This is a genomic window from Candidatus Poriferisodalis sp., from assembly GCF_965221945.1.
In the GTDB taxonomy this organism is placed as follows: Bacteria; Actinomycetota; Acidimicrobiia; order Acidimicrobiales; family Poriferisodalaceae; genus Poriferisodalis.
On record NZ_OZ244925.1, the window covers coordinates 1095508 to 1114497 of the forward strand.

13 protein-coding genes are annotated in these 18990 nt (G+C 65.5%); 10 read left to right on the forward strand and 3 right to left on the reverse strand.

Annotation, left to right across the window (positions count from 1 at the left end; translation table 11 throughout):
* Positions 1-33: 33 nt before the first annotated feature.
* Positions 34-1632 (reverse strand): HNH endonuclease, encoded by a 1599-nt coding sequence (locus ACOQPH_RS05200; RefSeq protein WP_420623661.1) that lies wholly within the window; start codon positions 1630-1632, stop codon positions 34-36.
* A 1981-nt stretch (positions 1633-3613) separates the two neighbouring features.
* A complete protein-coding gene (locus ACOQPH_RS05205) occupies positions 3614-4609 on the reverse strand; it encodes an LLM class flavin-dependent oxidoreductase (RefSeq protein ID WP_420623662.1) in 996 nt (331 codons plus the stop codon).
* A gap of 97 nt (positions 4610-4706) precedes the next feature.
* On the opposite strand from ACOQPH_RS05205, the gene ACOQPH_RS05210 reads away from it, so the two are divergent.
* The 5 genes from ACOQPH_RS05210 to ACOQPH_RS05230 all read left to right on the forward strand — a co-directional run bounded on the left by ACOQPH_RS05210 (position 4707) and on the right by ACOQPH_RS05230 (position 11900).
* Positions 4707-6278 carry a pyridoxal-phosphate dependent enzyme gene (locus tag ACOQPH_RS05210; protein ID WP_420623663.1) on the forward strand — a complete coding sequence of 524 codons (1572 nt, stop codon included), beginning with the start codon at positions 4707-4709 and terminating at the stop codon, positions 6276-6278.
* A gap of 149 nt (positions 6279-6427) precedes the next feature.
* Complete coding sequence (locus ACOQPH_RS05215; RefSeq protein ID WP_420623664.1) at positions 6428-6865, forward strand: hypothetical protein; 438 nt, start codon at positions 6428-6430, stop codon at positions 6863-6865.
* 116 nt (positions 6866-6981) lie between these two features.
* Entirely contained in the window at positions 6982-8268 is a 1287-nt protein-coding gene (locus ACOQPH_RS05220; RefSeq protein WP_420623665.1) for a Zn-dependent hydrolase, read from the forward strand.
* The gene (locus ACOQPH_RS05225; RefSeq protein WP_420623666.1) at positions 8265-9191 is read left to right on the forward strand and encodes an N-carbamoyl-D-amino-acid hydrolase; all 927 of its coding nucleotides are present in this window, start codon (positions 8265-8267) and stop codon (positions 9189-9191) included. Before ACOQPH_RS05220 ends, ACOQPH_RS05225 begins: the two co-directional genes overlap by 4 nt.
* An 87-nt stretch (positions 9192-9278) precedes the next feature.
* Positions 9279-11900 carry a molybdopterin cofactor-binding domain-containing protein gene (locus ACOQPH_RS05230; protein WP_420623667.1) on the forward strand — a complete coding sequence of 874 codons (2622 nt, stop codon included), beginning with the start codon at positions 9279-9281 and terminating at the stop codon, positions 11898-11900.
* Between the two features lie 104 nt (positions 11901-12004).
* Here ACOQPH_RS05230 and ACOQPH_RS05235 read toward each other — a convergent pair whose 3' ends face one another.
* Positions 12005-14191, reverse strand: coding sequence for a cadherin-like beta sandwich domain-containing protein (locus ACOQPH_RS05235; RefSeq protein WP_420623668.1), 2187 nt, complete (start codon positions 14189-14191; stop codon positions 12005-12007).
* A 395-nt stretch (positions 14192-14586) separates the two neighbouring features.
* Between ACOQPH_RS05235 and ACOQPH_RS05240 the strand changes: the two genes are divergently transcribed.
* The 5 genes from ACOQPH_RS05240 (at position 14587) to ACOQPH_RS05260 (ending at position 18978) form a co-directional block, all read left to right on the forward strand.
* Positions 14587-14763, forward strand: coding sequence for a hypothetical protein (locus ACOQPH_RS05240; RefSeq protein WP_420623669.1), 177 nt, complete (start codon positions 14587-14589; stop codon positions 14761-14763).
* Between the two features lie 149 nt (positions 14764-14912).
* Positions 14913-15848, forward strand: coding sequence for an LLM class flavin-dependent oxidoreductase (locus ACOQPH_RS05245; protein ID WP_420623670.1), 936 nt, complete (start codon positions 14913-14915; stop codon positions 15846-15848).
* A gap of 87 nt (positions 15849-15935) precedes the next feature.
* A complete protein-coding gene (locus ACOQPH_RS05250; protein ID WP_420623671.1) occupies positions 15936-16985 on the forward strand; it encodes an amidohydrolase family protein in 1050 nt (349 codons plus the stop codon).
* Between the two features lie 11 nt (positions 16986-16996).
* Positions 16997-18163 (forward strand): diaminopropionate ammonia-lyase, encoded by a 1167-nt coding sequence (locus tag ACOQPH_RS05255; RefSeq protein WP_420623672.1) that lies wholly within the window; start codon positions 16997-16999, stop codon positions 18161-18163.
* A gap of 38 nt (positions 18164-18201) precedes the next feature.
* On the forward strand, positions 18202-18978 hold the full coding sequence (locus ACOQPH_RS05260) for an enoyl-CoA hydratase-related protein (RefSeq protein WP_420623673.1): 777 nt from the start codon (positions 18202-18204) through the stop codon (positions 18976-18978).
* The last annotated feature ends 12 nt before the right edge of the window (positions 18979-18990 follow it).

The window sequence follows — 18990 nt, forward strand, 5'->3', positions numbered from 1 at the left end:
CGCTGGCCGTGGGGTGTGCGTCCTGAGGTGTGTCTATGGGCTACGGGAGGCGGCGGGAGCTGTGGGTGCCCGGTTGGGCGGTCCGGTGCCTTGGGGTTCGGGTGGTTGCAGGCGGGGTTTTCCGTCGGGTGGTGTGTCGATCCGGCGACCGTGTTGGTGGAGGTCGGCATGGCAGTCAAAGCACAGCGATGCGAGATTCGGTATCTCGGTGTGGCCACCGTTCTCGTAGTAGTCGATGTGGTGAGCCTCGGTGTGCTCGGAAGTGAGGTCGCAGCCGATGCAGCCCTGGTCGCGCATTGCGAGGATGAGCCGTTGGGCGTCGTTGGCGTTGCGGGTGCGCCCCAAGGCAAGTTCGGACCAGTCCGATTTGAACATTGCGGGCAGCACGTTGGCGTTGACCGCGTGGTCGACGAGCATCTTGGCTGACAATGGGGTGCCGTCATCGAGGCGAGGGTTGACGAGTCGGTCGTTGACCATGTCGTAGTCCGCAATGATCACCAGGCTTGTGTTGCGCCGACGGATGTTGGCTGTGCCGGCGATGAGGTCGCTGATCGCGTCCGCGGTGAGCTGCGCACGTGTCGGCACAATCCCAGCGCCGCCAGCATCGGTGCCGTCGTTCGGGTCGGGGAGGCCCGCGGCGAGACCGTTGCCGGTCGCGTTGTGGTCGGTGGCGTCGCCGTTGTTGGGAGTGTCGTCGGCGTTCTCCGCGCGGCGTCGCAGCGACCGCGCCATGGCCTGCAGGGCGATGTTGACCTGGCGTCCGGCGAGGAAGTCGAACTTGCCGTTGAGATGCCACATGCCGTCGTCGCCCAGCTTCATCGACCCCCAACGCTGCGCACGCTGCTGTGCAAGCTCCGCGTCGATCGGGCCGAGATTCTCGGCGGCGGCTTCGGCGTCGAGATCGGCGAACACCTGCTGGCTCTGATAGGCGAGCGGGTGGCGGGCCACCGTGTCGGAGGGATAGGCCCGACACAGCTCGATGAACTCCGCTTCGCTGCGACGATGCTTCTTGGGTGCCTCGCGGGCGATCACCTTCGCATGAGACATCCCGATCTCACCGGCCTGCAACGCGTCGAGCGTCGCTGTCATGCCCTCGGTGACGAGGCTCTCGGCCAGACGGGCCTCGGTGCGTGCCTGCGACGCGTTCAGACGCGTCTGGTCACGCAACACGTACGCCGCCGATTGCGCCCCGTTGCGGGACGCGAGCTCGCCCACCGCGGCCAGATAACGGCCCTCGATGCGCGCCCGCTCGCCAGCCAGCTCGACCACGAGATCTTTCAGATCGCCGTAACCCAACGACGCCAAGCCGTCGCTCTCATCAAGGCCGCACCCAGCTGCGGAAGTGTCGACACAACCGGCCGAGGGCTCGGGCACCGCACCGCTACCACTGCACCGCAACCCACCGTCCCGCAGCGAACCGTCCCGCGCAACTACAGAACCGGCCGTGCCGCCAGCATCGCCCGGCGACCCAGCCGAATTGGCCCAGCCGTACCGCGAGCCGTGGTGCGAGTCGTCGAAGCGCCAAATGGCCATCGGGTCCGGCCACGCCGACTCGGCACCTGCAGCGTCGAACCCGGCCTCGGAAGGTTCCGAGCCGTCGGCGTCGAGCCGGTACAACAGGTCGGCGAACATGAAAATAGCATACACATGTACCGCACCAATCACACGCAAAAACAGCCACGAGTTTCGGGATATATCTGCACCGCATGTACGAGAAACATATCGAGAGAAAGCCGCTGGCAAAGGACCGATACCGCCGATTCGAGACAGCGAAACCGCTCGGCAACAAGTCGGCCAATAAGTGGAACCAGGCTCTCTCAGCCTTTCTCGTCGATTGCCGCGTTGGGACAACGATTTTACTGCGTAATGTCTGGCCTGCTCGCAGCGAGGTAGACCGGGTTCACCAGCGTCAAGAACGCCGGTCTCTTCCTTCCAATACAGAGAGGATTAACCGAGACACTGGTCACCTGAATTCCTGAAGTTCTAGCTCGGCGTTGGTCTTGTATACCGAATACTGACAACGGTCCGGGCACCGTCAAATGGCAAGATCTTCACAGGAAGACCCAACTGGGGACAAGGCGTTCACAATCGGTCGATGACGACGTTGTCACAAGATATATGAGAATTCACGGCCAAGATAATCGGGTCTCAGCACTTTGTCACACTGGCCAATCTGCACCGTACTCGCTCCTTCCTTGCCTATCAGGAAGAGGGAGCGGAAGGCGCGGGAGGTGACGGGTTGAGCCTCAGTATGGAGGATATACGACTTCTGTACTTGCTTCACTCGGGCCGTGATACGCAGCTCTTTGGTCATAATCCTCATGCAACGGATGGAAGCACAAGGCTCCTGGCGAGGTGGTGACGTAAGAGAAAGACCAGCCTACAGGACATGCCCTCAGAGACGTCAAAGCGTCAGTCTCATACCCTGACAGACCCTGACATGTACCTCGGTGGACATCAAAAACACAACCATTGCCGATATGGGCGCTAAACATGTCTGCCAAGGTCTGTTGATCCTCAGAAGTCCACGTCCCTCCTCCGAAAGCTTCAATTTCCCTATGTACTTCAAGCCAAGCTGGGCTGGGTGGCAGAGGATTCGGCACGGTTTCCTCTTCCCCGGTTCCGGCCTCCTCGGGTTCGCCGGTGGACGGCTCGATTGAGGTGCTGGTACCGGCGGTGGTGTCGCCGCTGGCACGTCGCCCGACGAGCTGCGCTGTGGCCCAGCGGGTAGCGCCCCCGAGGCGTGTCATGTCACGACCGGCGATCTTCGCGGTGGGCACCGCAGCTATGCCGCCCAGCACGAAACCACCATCGTTCGCGGCGTCGAGACGTGCTTGCTGGCTGGCGGGCATCGGGCCGTCGCGTGGACCCGCCAGGATCACACAATCCGTGCCCACCACCCTAGCGAGGGTGACTGCGCTGTAGATGTCGGACTGCGCAGCCGCGTCAGAGCCGACCACGCCCGCTTTGGGCACCTGCCGCAGCGGGCAGCACCAACGGCACCGCGAGCACCAACGCCAACAGAGCAGAAACCCAACGTCGACCTCGAACGCGCATCGGCAAACTCCCCACTGGACCGCCCGACGACAATACTCGGCACCTTTGACACGAGCCGCTCATGTCTTCACCCACCCAGGTCATGCGGCTGCATTGGAAGGTCCGCCGGCGCGCCGTCGGATGTGACGTTCCGCTGACAGACAGCCAAGACGTGCCCAAATCGTCGATTCGCACATGCAAGACCACCGGTCAACGCGCCGGTCACCGTCGCCCGCGGTCGCTACGCATGCCACAGCAACGCCGCCTGTCGCGCGAGCTGGCTGATTCGCCCTGGGAGGGACGTACAGCCAGCCTCCGGCAACGCTTGCGAACCTTGCGCGGCCCCAGTCTCAGAGCGTCGGCGGAGAGGCACAGACGTCATAGCTGCGGAGGCGGCAGGAAACTCCGCGACGTTGCAACCTGCTGAATTGCTGGAGCCGAGGACCCTGCCGCCTCCGCAGCGGACACACCCAATCGCGCGGCCTCTCAAGAGCTGAGCGGGTAGGTGAGCTTGGGCGACTTGATTCCCCGAGCGCCGGGGATGCCGTGATGCTGCTGGTCACCTGCCCGCGCGGGCTTAGACAGCGAACGCGTCGATCATGGCCTCGACGTCGCCCAGGGGGTACAGGATCGGGCAGGTGGCACCGTTGGCCAAGTAGCCGTCGACGGCCTCGCGAGCCTCCGCAGGCGTGCCCGAGGCAGTGAGCATCTGGACGATGTCGTCGGGAACGAGTTGTGACGCTGCTTCGACCTGTTCGGCCGTGGCTGGCCACGTCAGTACCTTGCCGACTTCTTCGAGCAGCGATTCGGGTACGCCCGAGGCCTTCATGATGTGGGGCTGCTGGCCCAGGTACTGGGTGACCATGTTGCGTGCCATGTCGAGCGCCGTCGAGCGGTCTTCGTGCACCGAGCACACCACCAGCTGGGGGCGGTCGAGATCGTCGACGCTGCGGCCGGCTGATTCGGCGCCGCGTTCGAGCGCCTCCATGGCACGGCTGTTGTAGTCAGGCGAGACCAGGTAGTTCAGCACGACGCCGTCGGCGATCTCGCCGCACAGCTCCATCATCTTCATGCCTGTGGCACCGATGTAGATCGGCACGTCTTTGGGCCGTCGCTCCTGGTACACGTAGTCGAGTTCGACGTCGTCGAGCTGGACGTGATCGCCGTGAAAGCTGACGTTCTCGTTGGCGAGCAGCGCCCGCACCACGGTGGTGACCTCTCGCATCGCGCCGAGCGGGCGAGCCCTGCTGATGCCGACCTTCGCGGCCAGCGGGTCCCACCATGCGCCGAGACCGCAGATGATGCGGCCCGGCGCGAGATCGTCAAGCGTGGAGAACATCGACGCCAGGCGTGCAGCGTTGCGCGACCAGATGTCGATGACGCCTGCTCCCACCTTGATCCGCGAGGTCGTTGCAGCGAACGCTGCCATCGGCACGCTGGCCTCGCGCACCAGCCGAGAGTCGGCCTGCCACACGGCCTCGAAACCGCGTTCCTCGGCGTACTGCGCAAAGCCCATTGCCTCACCGATCGGGTGGGCGTCTTGCAGGTACAGCGCAACGCGTGTTGAAGTCATCGGTTCACCGCCATCGATCCGGGCCGTCCAATGCGCCCCGCTGCGGAAGTCCCCGCGGACGTCAGGCGCTGTCCGCGGAACATAGCCTCAGATCCCGATGGTCTCCTGCACCTCCACGGGCACCCCTTCCGGCGCCGCCGGTCCCTTTCCCGCCAGCTACGCCGCCCAGCTGGCCACCGAGGTCACCGACGCCGGTGGCCGAGCCCACATTGTCGAGCGGTTCCGGGAACAGGGCATCAGGCTGCCCACGTTCGCCGAACTCGCCGATCCTTCCGTCATTGACCCTGACATCGACACAGCGCTCGCCGACGTCGACCCAGACTTTGCGGATCCGCTGAACCTGTTTCGGGTTCATTGGTTCAACGACGGCGCCGGGGGGCGCACCGACGTGCCTGAGCATGTCGTGCTGCCGAGCGAGCTGACCGGCACGCCTGCTCAGGTCGTCGTGCTGTTCGGCAACCGGTTCCCGATGATCGGTGCCCACAAGGTGCTGGCTGCGTATTCCTGCCTCGCCCCGCGTGTCACCTCGGGGCAGTTCGATCCGATCACGCACCGGGCGGTGTGGCCGTCGACGGGCAACTACGCCCGCGGCGGCGTGGCCATCAGCCGGATCATGGCGTGCCGCGGCGTTGCGGTGCTGCCAGAGAACATGAGCCGTGAACGGTTCGACTGGCTGGCCGACTGGGTCGCCGACCCTGCCGACGTGATTCGCACGCCCGGCTCGGAGAGCAACGTCAAGGAGATCTACGACGCGTGCGCTGTGCTCGCAGCGGATCCGGCGAACTTCATCTTGAACCAGTTCAGTGAGTTCTCGAATCACATCGGCCACTACGAGGTCACCGGAGCGGCGCTGCTTGGTGTGTTTGAACACCTGCGCCAGAAGGCGCCCGCAGGCTCCGAGCCGAAGCTGGCCGCGTTCGTTGCCGCCAGCGGCTCGGCAGGCACGCTGGGCGCCGGCGACCGGCTCAAGGACGAACACGGCGCGCAGATCGTGGCGGTCGAGGCGCTCGAATGCCCGACGATGCTCTACAACGGCTACGGCGAGCACAACATCCAGGGCATCGGCGACAAGCACATCCCGCTCATCCACAACGTCATGAACACCGACGTCATCGTCGGCGTCAGCGACCGGGCAACCGACGGGCTCGGGCTGGTGTTCAACACCGAAGCCGGCCGTGACGCCCTGCGCGAGCACCTCGGGGCGGCATCGTGGGTGCTCGACCACCTCGGGCACTTCGGCTACTCGTCGATCTGCAACACCCTCGCGGCTGCCCGTGCCGCGAACGAGCTGGGCCTCGGGCCCGACGACGTGGTCATGACCGTGGCCACTGACGGCTTCGAGATGTACTACTCCGAGCGGGACCGCCATGTTGCGGAACGCCATGCGGGCAGCTTCGATGCGGGCGCTGCCCGCAGCATTCTCGAGCAGCATCTGGCGCCCGACGCTCGCTGCGAGCACGCGCCTCACATCGAGGTGCTGACGGACCGGGGCCGCGACCGCATCTTCAACCTTGGCTACTACACCTGGGTCGAGCAGCAGGGTGTCCCGCTGGAGGACTTCGAAGCCCGCCGCGACCAGGCATTCTGGGGTTCGCTGCGAGATCTGCCCCGGCTGTGGGACGAGATGATCAACGACCTCAACGACGAGGTCGCCGCCACCTTCGTGTGAGATCACCTTTCAGCGTCGAGCTTGAGTTGAGTCGCAGTTGTTGACGCCAGCCAATCACGGTCCTGTCGCGAAAGATATTGAAATTCAGTTTGCCAGCGGAAGGTGCGGCCGTACGGTCTGCGCTGTGTCCCCGGTGCAAAGAGCCCGCCGTGTCTGAAGAGGATCGTTCCAGCCTTTACGATTGGCTGCGTGAGCAGACCGGCGAGCACCTCGCGGAATATGTGATGTCGTGCCTGCTGCCCGCACCGCTGACCGATGTGGCTACCAAGTCCGATGTCGGCAAGGTCAAGTCCGAAGTGGCCGTGCCGAGGTCCGATGTCGGCAAGGTCAGATCCGACATGGGCAAGCTTGAGTCGCGCTTCGACCGATTGCTCCTGTTGCGCGAAGCGGACCGCGTGGAGATGACTGCGCAGCGTGAGGCGGATCGGGCGGAGATGGCTACGCAGCGTGAGGCGGATCGGGCGGAGATGGCTGCGCAGCGTGAGGCGGATCGCAAGAGATCCACTTGGTTCGTAGGTTCGGTGGGAATCGCCCTATCGGCGCAGATCTTGGCCACGCATTTCGGTTGGATACCCTCAGGCATCTGAGCGGGACGACGGAGGCGCTTGCCGACGGCAGGTCGTCTTCGCGCTCTCGGGTGCACAGGGGCACGCGGCTGGCTCGCGCGGGCGGGATTGCGTTGCGCCAATGAGAGAATGAGCCCATGAGCGGATCTGAAGGGGGGGCGCCGCGGATCGACGGCGGGCGATTGATGGGCCGATTGGACGAGTTGGCTCAGATCGGTGCCATCGAGGGCACGCAGGGCAACTGCCGCCTGGCGCTCACCGACGAGGACCGCGCCGGTCGCGACCTGGTCGGCACGTGGATGGCCGACCTCGGGCTGGAAGTCACGATCGACGGGCTCGGCAACGTCGTGGCCTGCACCGAGCCGGGACGCGTCGCCGACTCTGTGATGATGGGCAGTCACATCGACACAGTCGCCACCGGCGGTCGGTACGACGGCAACCTCGGTGTGCTGGCCGGGCTGGAGGTCATCGAGTCGATGCTGGCGAGTGGCAACAAGCCCGCCCGACCCCTCTCGGTGGCGTACTTCACCGACGAAGAAGGCAGCCGGTTCGCTCCCGACATGCTGGGCAGCCTTGCCTACGCGGGCGGAATGGCTCTAGAAGAAGCGCTGGAAGTCACCGACCGGGCCGGTATCTCGGTCGGCGACGAGCTGGACCGCATCGGCTATCGCGGCTCGGCACCAGTGCCGGGCACCGTGCCGTATGCCTACATGGAGCTGCACATCGAGCAGGGTCCGGTGCTCGAGTTCCACGGGATCCAGATCGGCGTGGTCGAAGGCGTGCAGGGCATTTCATGGACAGAAGTCACGCTGCGCGGGCAGTCCAACCACGCCGGCACCACGCCGATGCCGCTGCGCCGTGATGCGGGGCTGGCTGCGTGTCGCATTGCCGGTGAGGTCCGCGAGATGGCGCACAACATCGGCGACTCGCAGGTCGGCACCGTGGGGTCGATCTCGCTCGTGCCGAACCTGGTGAACGTCATTGCGGGCTCGGCCACGATGACGGTGGACCTCCGCAACACTTCCGAAGGCATGCTGCAGCACGCCGAGGCACGTCTTGACGAGATCGTGGCCCGCATCGCCGACGGCGAGCATCTCGAGGCCGCCATGCGGCGCATGGCCCGCTTCGAGCCGGTGGAATTCCATCCGAGCGTCATCGACCTCGTCGAGCGATGCGCTGCCGAGTCGGGCCTGAGCCATCGTCGGATGCCCTCGGGCGCCGGACACGACGCGCAGATGCTGGCCCGTGTCTGCCCGACCGGGATGATCTTCGTGCCTAGCTTCGACGGCGTCAGCCACAACCCGGCTGAGTACACCGCACCGGAGGACATCGAGGCAGGCGCGAACTTGCTGGCCGACGTCGTGTGGCGCCTCGCCGACGGCGATATCGACGATGTGCTCGCGAACGGCGGGGCTGCGACATGAGACCCCTCACCGTCGGCGCCGCGCAGCTCGGCCCGATCGCCCGCTACGAGACCCGTGCCAGCGTAGTGAAGCGCTTAGTCGCGCTGCTGCGCCAGGGCGTCGAGCGGGGCTGCGATGTCGTGGTGTTCCCCGAGTTGGCGCTCACCACCTTCTTCCCCCGCTGGTTCTTTCCAGACGACTCGCCCGAGCTGCTGTCGTACTTCGAGACCGAGATGCCATCGGCGGACACCCAGCCGCTGTTCGACGAGGCCAAGCGGCTGGGCATCGGCTTCCACCTGGGGTACGCCGAGCTGACGCCCGACGGGCATCGCTACAACACTGCGATCCTGGTTGATCGCGACGGCACCGTCGTTGCCAAGTACCGCAAGGTGCACATCCCGGGACACGAAGAGCACGAACCCCAACGCCCGTTCCAGCATCTTGAGCGCCGGTACTTCGAGGAATCCTCCGAGGGTTTCAGCGTGTGGCGGGCATTCGGCGGCGTCATGGGCATCGCCCTGTGCAATGATCGCCGCTGGCCCGAGACCTACCGCGTGATGGGCCTCCAGGGCGTCGAGATGATCTTCATCGGCTACAACACACCGCTGCACTACGCGCCCGATCCCATCCAAGACCCGCTGCAGGCCTTCCACAATCACCTCGTGATGCAGGCGGGCGCCTACCAGAACGGCACCTGGGTGGTAGGGGTCGCCAAGGGCGGCACCGAGGAGGGCGTGGAGTCGCTGGCGCACTCTGCAGTGATCGCACCGTCGGGCCAGATCGTGGCCCAGGCGGTCACCGACGGCGACGAGCTCATCACTGCCCGGTGCGACCTGGACTGGTGCTCGCAATACAAGGACACGGTGTTCGACTTCGATCGCTACCGGCGGCCTGAGACGTACAAGTTGATCGGCGAACGCAAGGGAGCCATCCCGCCGCCTTGAGCGGTGGTGTGAATGACCGCGCGGCGGTGCGACAATAGCTAGCGGGGAAGGGACAGATAATCCCTAGGTCCCGGAGAAAGGTTGCCGATGACGACCGAGTTCGTGTTGAACGGCTCGCCGGTCACGGTCGCAAGCGACCATGAGCATCTGCTTGCGGCTCTGCGAGATGAACTGGGCATCATCTCGCCCAAGGACGGATGCGCCCCGTCGGGCCAGTGCGGCTGCTGCGCGGTGTTGGTGGACGGCAGGGCACGGGTGGCTTGCCAGACCAGCCTGGAGCGCTCAGCCGGCACCGAGATCACCACCGTCGAAGGCTTCGACCCCGCCGAACTGGACGCCATGGCGAACACCTTTGCGGCACACGGTGCATTGCAGTGCGGATTCTGCACGCCCGGCATCGTGGTGCGGCTGAAGGCCCTGCTGGACCGCAAGGGCTCGGCGCTGACCCGTGAAGAAGCCAGCCGTCACCTCGGCGGACACTTGTGTCGCTGCACCGGCTACACCAAGATCCTCGACGCGGTGGAATCGCTGGCGGCGGGAGAGGTGCCGGTGGCGCTGCCGCCCAAGGGCATCGGCAGCTCCGGCGTCCGCTACGAGGCCCGCGAACTGACGCTGGGCAGCCGTCCGTACATCGACGACATCGTGATCGACTCGTCGATCAGCGGTGTGACGGCCCCGTACGGCATGCTGCATGGCGCCCTGCGGTTCGCCGACCACGCCCGTGCCGATGTTCTGTCGATCGACACCAGCGCGGCGGAAGCCGTGCCTGGTGTTCGGGCCGTGTTCACCGCGGCCGACATTCCCGGCGTGCTGCGGGTGGGCCTCATCCACAAGGACTGGCCGGTGATGATCCCGGTGGGCGGGCGCACGTCCTACCTCGGCGACGTACTCGCCACTGTCGTGGCCGACAATCGGCCCGCTGCCCGGCGCGCCGCAGAGCTGATCGATGTGGCCTACGACGTCCTCGAACCGATGACCGACCCGGTACGGGTGAAAGACAGCGACATCGACGCCGTGTGGGAGCTCGACGGCAACGTGCTGTCACGCTCGACCTACGCCCGCGGCGACGTCGACGCCGCGCTGGCTGCCTCGGCGCACACCGTGACCGAGACCTTCCAGACCCAGCGCATCGAGCACGCTTACCTCGAACCCGAGTCGACCCTTGCCGTTCCCACCCCTGCCAACGGGGTCCCCGCCGGACTGCACGTGTACACCGGCGGGCAGGGCATCTGGGACGACCGCAACGACATCGCCGCAGTGCTGGCACTGGACCCGTCGGTGGTCACCACAGAGCTGGTCTCCAACGGCGGGGCGTTCGGCGGCAAGGAGGACATGTCGAACCAGGCCCATGCAGCGCTCGCGGCGTGGCTGACGGGCCGCCCGGTGCGGATCACCTTGTCACGTGAGGAATCGCTGCTCATGCATCCGAAGCGGCACCCCATCCGCATGACCTACGAGGTCGGCTGCGACGCCGATGGCAAGCTCACCGCGGTGCGGGCGCGCATGTTCGGCGACTCGGGCCCGTATGCCTCGGTCGGCATGAAGGTGCTGGAACGGTCGGCTGGGCACGCCACCGGGCCGTACCTGGTGCCGGCGGTAGATGTCGAGTCCGTCGCAGTGCGTACCAACAACCCTGTGTGCGGCGCATTCCGTGGATTCGGCGCAAACCAGGCGCAGTTCGCCATGGAAGGCGTGATGGACCGGCTGGCCGAAGCCCTGGGCATCAGCGGCTTCGAGATGCGTCAGCGCAACGTGGTCGTGCCCGGGGGAGTGTGGGGACCGGGCCAGATCATGGACGACGGCTGTCTGGGCGCCCAGGCCTGCCTGGACGCTGTGCGCGAGCCCTACGAGGCGGCCCGTGCTGCCGGAAAGCCCGTCGGGATCGGGCTCGGGCTGAAGAACTCGGGCCTGGGGAACGGCTTCAAGGAGATCGCGAAGGCCGTCGTGCGTTTCTGTGCTGACGGCACCCTCGAGGTCCGCCATTGCTGGACCGAGATGGGACAGGGCGTGCACACCGTTGCGCTGCAGGTCGCCGTGGAGGAACTCGGCGTCGATCCGGAGGCCGTACGAGTAATCGTGGACTCCACCCGGGAGCTTGGCGCCGGCCAGACCACTGGCAGCCGCGGCACACTCATGGGCGCAGGATCCGTGGCCGATGCCTGCCGCGCAGCGCTAGCCGATGGCTGCCAGCCCGAGGTGGACTACGAAGGCGAGTACCGGGTGGACTGGACCAACTCGCTGTCGGAAGGCTTGGAGAACCCGGTCATCCACTCCACGTTCGGGTACGCCGCCCAAGTCGTCATCCTCGATCCCGAGTCCGGCAAGGTGGAGCGGGTCATCGCGGCGCACGACGTGGGCAGGGCTGTGAACCCTGTGCTGTGCGAGGGCCAGATCGAGGGCAGCGTGCACATGGGGCTCGGCTATGCGCTGAGCGAGGGCTTCCCTGCTGACGCCGACGGGCGACCGCTCAATTCAACGCTTCGCAGCCTCGCGATCATCCGGCCCAAGGACATGCCCGATGTCGACGTGATCCTGGTCGAGTCGCCGCAGCCAGGCGCTCCCTACGGCATCAAGGGTGTCGGCGAGATCGGGCTCGTGCCGACGGCGGGTGCCGTCGCAGCGGCTGTCCGGGAGTACGAAGGCGTGTGGCACAACGAGCTGCCGATGCGCAACCCGTCAAACCGCGAACGCGCAGACGCCTGGGTCTGAACCGTTTTCCCTACGAGCTTCACGCAGTCGTAGGAGTGTGGCTGTGGCCAGCGAGATGCTGGCCACAGCCACACTCATGGGTTCACAAATGCAGTTGCTGCCGCCTACTGCTCTTCGAGTTCGCCGGGCATGTTGTAGCTGTATATCCGGCCCTTGTGGTGGTCGAGCACCCACATGGTCGTGCCGTCGGACCAGCTTCCCTTCGGGCTGTTATTGCCAGCATCGCTCAGACCATCGAAGTCGAGGTGGGCTTGTCGCTCGCGCGTATCGAGGTCGTAGGCGTACAGCTTTTTGTCCATCGTGTCGACCACCCACATGGTTTCACCGTCGGACCACAGTCCGGCAGGGTGGCAGTTGTCAGATGCCCGGGGATCGAGACTCCAGATGGAGCAGAGCGTCCTGATCTCTTTGCTTGAGTCCATGTCGCCGGTGGCCAAGTCGTAGGCGAAGATCTTGATGTTGTTCTTTGGATCGGACACCCACATTGTGGTGCCGTCGGACCACAGACCCTTGGGAACCCAATTCCAGCCTTCGAGCCGTGCATCGGACTGCAGCGCGCGGTTGTCTACGCCGGTATAGAACTCTTTGCTGGTGTCGCGAACGCCGGTCGCCAAGTTGTATGCGTACAACTTCTGGTCGCGATCGTCCGATACCCAGATCGTCGTGCCGTCGGACCACAGGCCATGGGCATTGTGATTGCCCGCATCCGCCAGCGTGGTGATGTCCTTGGATGAGTCGTGGGCGCCGGTGGCCAGGTCGTAGGCGAATAGCGCTCCGCTGAGATCAGTCACCCACATGGTGGTGCCGTCGGACCACGTGGCTCGAGGCATGCGGTTGCCCTCAGCGAGTCCGTCTATGTCCGACAGCACGGCCCATCTGAACGCTTCGGTGGAAGCCCGAGCGACAACGACGGTATAGGTCTTGTTGACCGTGGTGTCGAAGGATTCCACGGCGACAGTGATGGTGTTGAGGCCTTCGTCCAGGACGACTTGGTGTCCGTCGGCGCCGACGTCGGCATCATCGGGGGAGATGGTCACCGTCGCACCCGTGTCGGTGCTTTGGGCGGTCACGGTGGTGGTTGCCACAGAGCTGGCCACGCCTGCGGTGTAGTGGGCGGTGGCGGAATCGAACGTGCCGATGTCCACGTCGCTGAGGGCGAGAGCGCTCAACGTGGCGTCATTGCGGATGACGGCCAGGTTGGATCTGGTGACGACCACGGTGTAGGTCTGGGTGTGCGAACCGCGGGTCACTGTGACGGTGATGGTGTTCTCGCCGGCGACCAGACTGATTTGAGCACCGTCAGTGCTCGTGTCTTCGTCGGTAGGCGAGATGGAGACCTCAGCGTCTGAGTACAGCGCGCTCGCGGTCACGGTGGTCATGGCAGTGGTGCTGGGCGCGCGCACCGCGTAGTCAGTGTCCGACGGGTCAAAAGCCTCCGACGCCGGGTCGAAGGTCTCGAGGTCGGTGCCGTCGAGTTCCAGTGACTGCAGGTGGGTGCGGCCGGGCATGGTGTAGGCGTAGAGCTTGTCGTCCCCTCGATCGGACACCCACATGGTGGTGCCGTCCGACCAGAGATCGTCGGTGCGGCTGTTGTCGGTACCGCTGAGCGTGTTGAAATCCAGATGGCCGAGCCGGTCGCCGGTGCTCAGCTCGTAGGCGTAGACCTTGTCGTCATATTCGTCGGACACCCACATGGTGGTGCCGTCAGACCACAGCCCTGCGGGGCGGCTGTTGCCCGCATTCTTGAGGGTGTTGAGGTCTTTGCTCGGCTGGCGCGACTTGGCGTTCAAGTCGTAGGCGTAGATCTTCCCGTCCGCCAAGTCGGAGACCCACATGGTGGTGCCGTCGGACCACAGGCCTTTGGGGCTGAGATTGTCAGCGTCTCCAAGGATCCAGGCGTAGAAGTCGTCAGTGCCCTTACGAGCGCCCGTAGCCAGGTCATAGGCATAGATCGAGATCATCTCGTCCCACCCGTCGGAGACCCACATGGTGGTGCCGTCTGACCACAGCCCGCCGGGCTTGTCGTTGCCGGCGTCGTCGAGCGTGTCGATGTCCGAGTCCGACGTGCGCTCGCCGGTGGTCAGGTCGTATGCGTAGATCTTGTCGTTGCTGTCGTCGGCCACCCACATCGTGGTGCCGTCCGACCAGACTCCGGTCGGATCTGTCCCTCCAACGTCAATGTCTCGCAGCGCGTTGGCAGATGCACCCGCAGCAGGCGACAACAGCGCCGCCGCGAGCGCGACCGCAGCCAACGCCGCCGGCACAGCCCGTCTGTGCCTGAGAGGGTTCATTCCGCGGGGAGGTATGCGACGCGCAGTGCGTTCAGATGCCATGGTCTTTACTCCAAGAGGATTTCAGGGCCTGCTGCAGGCCACAACAGCTCGCTGTCGCGCGGCATCACACCGGCGACCCGAACTGATAGCTGACTGGACGAAATTTGAACGTTAGCGCATGAAAACATGTATCAAACGTCATTGAACAGCACAAATCCGCCCTCGTTGAGCACCGATATCGACGAGGCGCTGCGAACTGGGGGGTGCTGGCGATGCGCAACCCGTCGAACCGCGAGCGTGCCGACGCCGGGGTCTGAGCCTGGACACTGAAGCAGTCAGGCAGACAAGAAGATCAATCTCGCCTCTACGCTTGGCTTTGTGAGCAGATTGACGAGCAACTTGCCGAGTACGTCATGACGTGCTCGGCCCCTGCTCCGCTATCGGACCTCGCCACCAAATCCGACTTGCAGCATTTCGTCACTAAGGACGAGCTGGCTGGCCAACTCGACAAGCTCAGGGATTGGATCGACGCCAAGTTCGACCGCCTGATGGACCAGCGCGAAACCGATCGCGCCGCAGTGGCGGGCTGACCCGAACCCCATCTCGCAGCGGCCACCGAAGGCCTGGAACTCGCAGGAGACCCAGCACCGTCGACGTGCTTCGATCAGTCGTTGCGCGAGCCTGACCCCGAGCGGTGCCACTCTGCGGCCCGCGTGATCGAAGTGGCAGAGTTCACGCCATGACGTCACCCGGTTCAGTCACGTTCGGCCTGCTGCTGCCCTCGCGGGAGTTTGGGATGTACCCGCCTCACGACGGGGACCCTCGCCGGCTCGTCGACCTTGCCGTCCGGGCCGAACAGGCCGGTTTCGACGCTGCATGGATCGGAGATTCGCTGCTGGCCAAACCGCGTGCGGAACCGCTCTCGGTCCTCGCGGCTGCAGCGCTGGTCACCGAGCGCATCGACCTCGGTACGGCGGTACTGCTGGCGGCGATGCGACCTGCTGCGCAGCTTGCTCAGCAAGCCGCCACGATCGACGCGCTGTCGGGGGGTCGGCTGATCCTCGGTGTGGGCGCAGGGCCCGGTCTGCCCCAGGTCCGGGACGACTTCGATCTCGTCGGTGCTGAATTCGACCGCAGGGGTGGCCGGATGATGCAGGTGGTGCATGACGCCCGCAAACTGTGGCAAGCAACAGACACGCCGGCAGACCTGCGACTGCAGCCAGTGTGTGCAACCGAGGGCGGTCCCCGGATGTGGCTGGGGGGCTCAGGCCCGCGAGGCCTCGAACGTGCTGGCCGGCACTTCGACGGTTGGTTTCCCACCGCTCCTGTGGTCGACGACTTCGCAGGTCAGCTCGCGACGGTGCGAGCCGCTGCCGCCGACGCGGGCCGTGACCCCGCGGCGATCACCGCTGCGGCATACCTGACGGTCAACATTGGCGAGCCCGCCACCGCAGCAGCCGAAGTGGCCGAGCATTCGATGCTCTACTACGGCGTCGAGATAGCGGTGCTGGAGAAGATCATGGGCACCAAGTCCGGTACCGCTGCAGAAGTCGGCATCTGGCTTCAGAGCTACATCGATGCCGGCTGCGAGCACCTGTGCATCCGTCTGGCATCGCCTGACGTCGACACCCAGCTCGACCGCCTCCTAGAGCTGCTGCCCCAACTGCGCACCTGATCAACCTGACCGGATCAACCCGACCTGAACAAATCCGGACGTCAGGGCGGCTCAGCCGGCTCCGGGGCTGGGGTTACGCTCGCAGCCGTGAATGAGGGCGGCGCGACGACGCCGGGACTGGTGTGCTCTCACCACCACTTGTACTCAGCGCTGGCGAGAGGCATGCCTGCCCCGCCGCGCACCCCAGGCGGCTTCGCAGAGATCCTGGAGTTGGTGTGGTGGCGTCTCGACCGCGCGATCGACCTCGAGATGCTGGAGTGGTCGGCGAAGCTCGGAGCACTCGAAGCACTTGAATCGGGCTGCACGGCCATCGTCGATCATCACGAGTCGCCCAACGCCATCGAAGGCTCGCTCGACGTGATCGCGGCGGCGTGCGCCGATATCGGCGTGCGGGCCAGCTGCTGCTACGGCGTCACTGACCGTCACGGTGCGGACGGGGCTCGGCGCGGCCTGGCAGAGAACGACCGCTACCTCGCAGCAGGCGGTCGGGGGTATGTGGGCGTCCACGCGGCGTTCACCTGCACCGATGACACCTTGGAAGCAGCTGCAGATCTGGCCCGCCGCCACGAGGTCGGTGTCCACATCCATGTCGCAGAAGGGCCGCCCGACGCCGACGCTGCGCAGCGGCTGGCGGGCCTGAGCGACGAGCGTTGGCTGCTCATCCACGGAGTTCATCTGCCGACCGATCACGGCCTCGAAGGCACCATCGTGCACAACCCTCGCTCGAACATGAACAACGCCGTCGGCTACGCCAATCCGGCCCGGTTCGCTGCCACGAACCCCATAGCGCTGGGCACTGACGGCATCGGCGCCGACATGCTCGACGAGTTCCGAGTCGCCTATGTGCGTTTGCGGGAACACGACGTGACCGCCGGGCTAGACACACCGTGGGAATGGCTCGCGAACGGCTGGAAGCTGATGCCCGAGGCGCTTGAGGACTCAGTGCGCTGGTCATACCCGAGCGCCGACCCATGGCATCTCGCCTACACGCCTGGTGTCAGGGCCCTCAACGTCACGATCGACGGCGAGCAGGTGCTCTCAGCCGGGGTCGCCACCCGTGTCGACCCGACGGAGGTACGCACCAAAGCCGCCGAGCAAGCCCAGCGGCTCTTCACCGCACTCGACGAACTCGACTGAGGAGGCCGACGATGGCTGCACTGGTGATCCGCAACCCCCTGTTCGACGGGCGGGACTGGCCCGCCGCACCGCCCGAAGTGCGGACATTTCACCGTCGGCTGCCGGCGTATGCCCCGACGCTTGTGATCGACGCACCCCGGCTGGCCGAAAGCCTCGGCGTCGGACGGGTGCTCGTGAAGGCGGAGACCCAGCGCATGGGTTTGCCGTCGTTCAAGATCCTTGGCGCGTCGTGGGCGTCGTACCGTGCCATCTGCGAGCACCTCGGCAGCGAGCCACCGCAGTGGGCGAACATCAATGCGCTGGCAGCCAGCTTGGCTCACCTTCGGCCGATGACCCTGGTGGCCGCCACCGACGGCAACCACGGACGGGCGGTTGCCTTCATGGCCCGGCTGCTGGGCTTCGACGCGCACATCCTGGTTCCCGACGGCACGTCAGAGGCTCGCATCGCCGCCATCGGGGACGAGAGCGCGACGGTGACCGTGGTGGACGGCACCTACGACGATGCGATCGAACAAAGCGCCGAGATGGCCGGTGAGCGTTGTCTGGTCGTGTCGGACACCTCGTGGCCGGGCTACAAGACCATTCCCGCCAACGTTGCCGAGGGCTATACGACGATCTTCTCCGAGGTGGACGATGCGCTCGCCGCCAACGGGATCGCCCAGCCTGACCTCGTCGCAGTTCCCGTCGGAGTCGGCGCCTTCATGGCTGCGGCTGTCACCCATTACCGCAGCGGCGAGCACCGGCCGCTGCTGGTGTCGGTGGAGCCCGACGATGCGAATTGCGTGCAGATGTCAGCGCTCGAAGGGGAGATCACCGAGACCCCGGGTCCGCACCGCTCGATCATGGTCGGGTTGAACTGCGGGGTGCCCTCACCGCTGGCATGGCCGATGCTGGCCAGCGGTGTGGACTGGTGCGTCTCGGTGGACAGCGACGCCGCTGGCCGGGCCATGGCCGACCTGGCCGAGTCCCAGGTGGTAGCAGGCGAGACCGGCAGCGCATCGCTGGCGGGCCTGCGAGCGCTGCTCGGGGATCCTGAGGGTTGCAGCGCACTCGACGACCCGCAGAACGCCACGGTGCTCGTCATGGTCACCGAAGGCGCCACCGACCCGGCCAACTACGAACGCATCGTCGGCCGGCCCCACACCGAGGTCGGCCGGGTCCTCACCGCAGTACGTTGAGCGCCCACCAAGCGTTGGCAAACAGGGGGAGACTCGCCATGCCGCTCGATCAAGAGAACTACCAGGCCATGCTCATCGACAAGCGGGACAACGGCGTCGCTGTCGTCACGCTGAATCGTCCTGAGCGACTCAATGCGGTCAACGGGCAGATGCACCACGAAATGGCGACATTCACTCGAGAAGCGCAGACCGACGACGACGTGAAGGTCGTCGTGCTCGCCGGCTCAGGCCGTGCCTTCTGCGCCGGCGGCGATTTCAGTGATGCCGGCGGACCGGCGGTCAGCTTCGAGGAGGGGCGCCAGATCGTCGACCATCTCCTTGAGCTGCGCAAGCCGATCATCTCGGCCGTGCAGGGCTATGCCATGGGCCTCGGTGCCAACATCGCGCTCCTGTGCGACGTGGTGGTGGCGGGGCACAGCTCGGTGTTCGCGGACACCCACGTCAACATGGGCATCGGCGCCGGCGATGGGGGACAGGTCATTTGGCCGCTGCTGATGGGTGTGAACCGGGCCAAATGGCATCTCATGACCGGCGAACGAGTCACCGGTCAGATGCTCTACGACATGGGACTCGTCAACTTCCTGGTGGACGATGACGCAATTGGGGACACAGCACTCGAGAAGGCAGCCCAGCTCGCCGCAGGTTCGCAGAAGGCCATCAGCGCCTCTAAGGTGCCGATCAACAACTGGATCAGGCAGATGTCGGCCCAGATCCTGCCGCTGTCGCTCAGCCTGGAAGGCGAGACCTTCCACGGCAGTGACGCTCGAGAGGCCCAGCGGGCGTTCGTGGAAAAGCGCCCTCCGAAGTTCGAGTAGTCACTAGCAGGG

Bases quoted from the DNA above. Each gene is read 5' to 3' on its own strand.
- ACOQPH_RS05200 (WP_420623661.1), bottom strand. From the start codon at position 1,632: ATGTTCGCCGACCTGTTGTACCGGCTCGACGCCGACGGCTCGGAACCT.
- ACOQPH_RS05205 (WP_420623662.1), bottom strand. From the start codon at position 4,609: ATGACTTCAACACGCGTTGCGCTGTACCTGCAAGACGCCCACCCGATC.
- ACOQPH_RS05210 (WP_420623663.1), top strand. From the start codon at position 4,707: ATGGTCTCCTGCACCTCCACGGGCACCCCTTCCGGCGCCGCCGGTCCC.
- ACOQPH_RS05220 (WP_420623665.1), top strand. From the start codon at position 6,982: ATGAGCGGATCTGAAGGGGGGGCGCCGCGGATCGACGGCGGGCGATTG.
- ACOQPH_RS05225 (WP_420623666.1), top strand. From the start codon at position 8,265: ATGAGACCCCTCACCGTCGGCGCCGCGCAGCTCGGCCCGATCGCCCGC.
- ACOQPH_RS05230 (WP_420623667.1), top strand. From the start codon at position 9,279: ATGACGACCGAGTTCGTGTTGAACGGCTCGCCGGTCACGGTCGCAAGC.
- ACOQPH_RS05235 (WP_420623668.1), bottom strand. From the start codon at position 14,191: ATGAACCCTCTCAGGCACAGACGGGCTGTGCCGGCGGCGTTGGCTGCG.
- ACOQPH_RS05240 (WP_420623669.1), top strand. From the start codon at position 14,587: ATGACGTGCTCGGCCCCTGCTCCGCTATCGGACCTCGCCACCAAATCC.
- ACOQPH_RS05245 (WP_420623670.1), top strand. From the start codon at position 14,913: ATGACGTCACCCGGTTCAGTCACGTTCGGCCTGCTGCTGCCCTCGCGG.
- ACOQPH_RS05255 (WP_420623672.1), top strand. From the start codon at position 16,997: ATGGCTGCACTGGTGATCCGCAACCCCCTGTTCGACGGGCGGGACTGG.
- ACOQPH_RS05260 (WP_420623673.1), top strand. From the start codon at position 18,202: ATGCCGCTCGATCAAGAGAACTACCAGGCCATGCTCATCGACAAGCGG.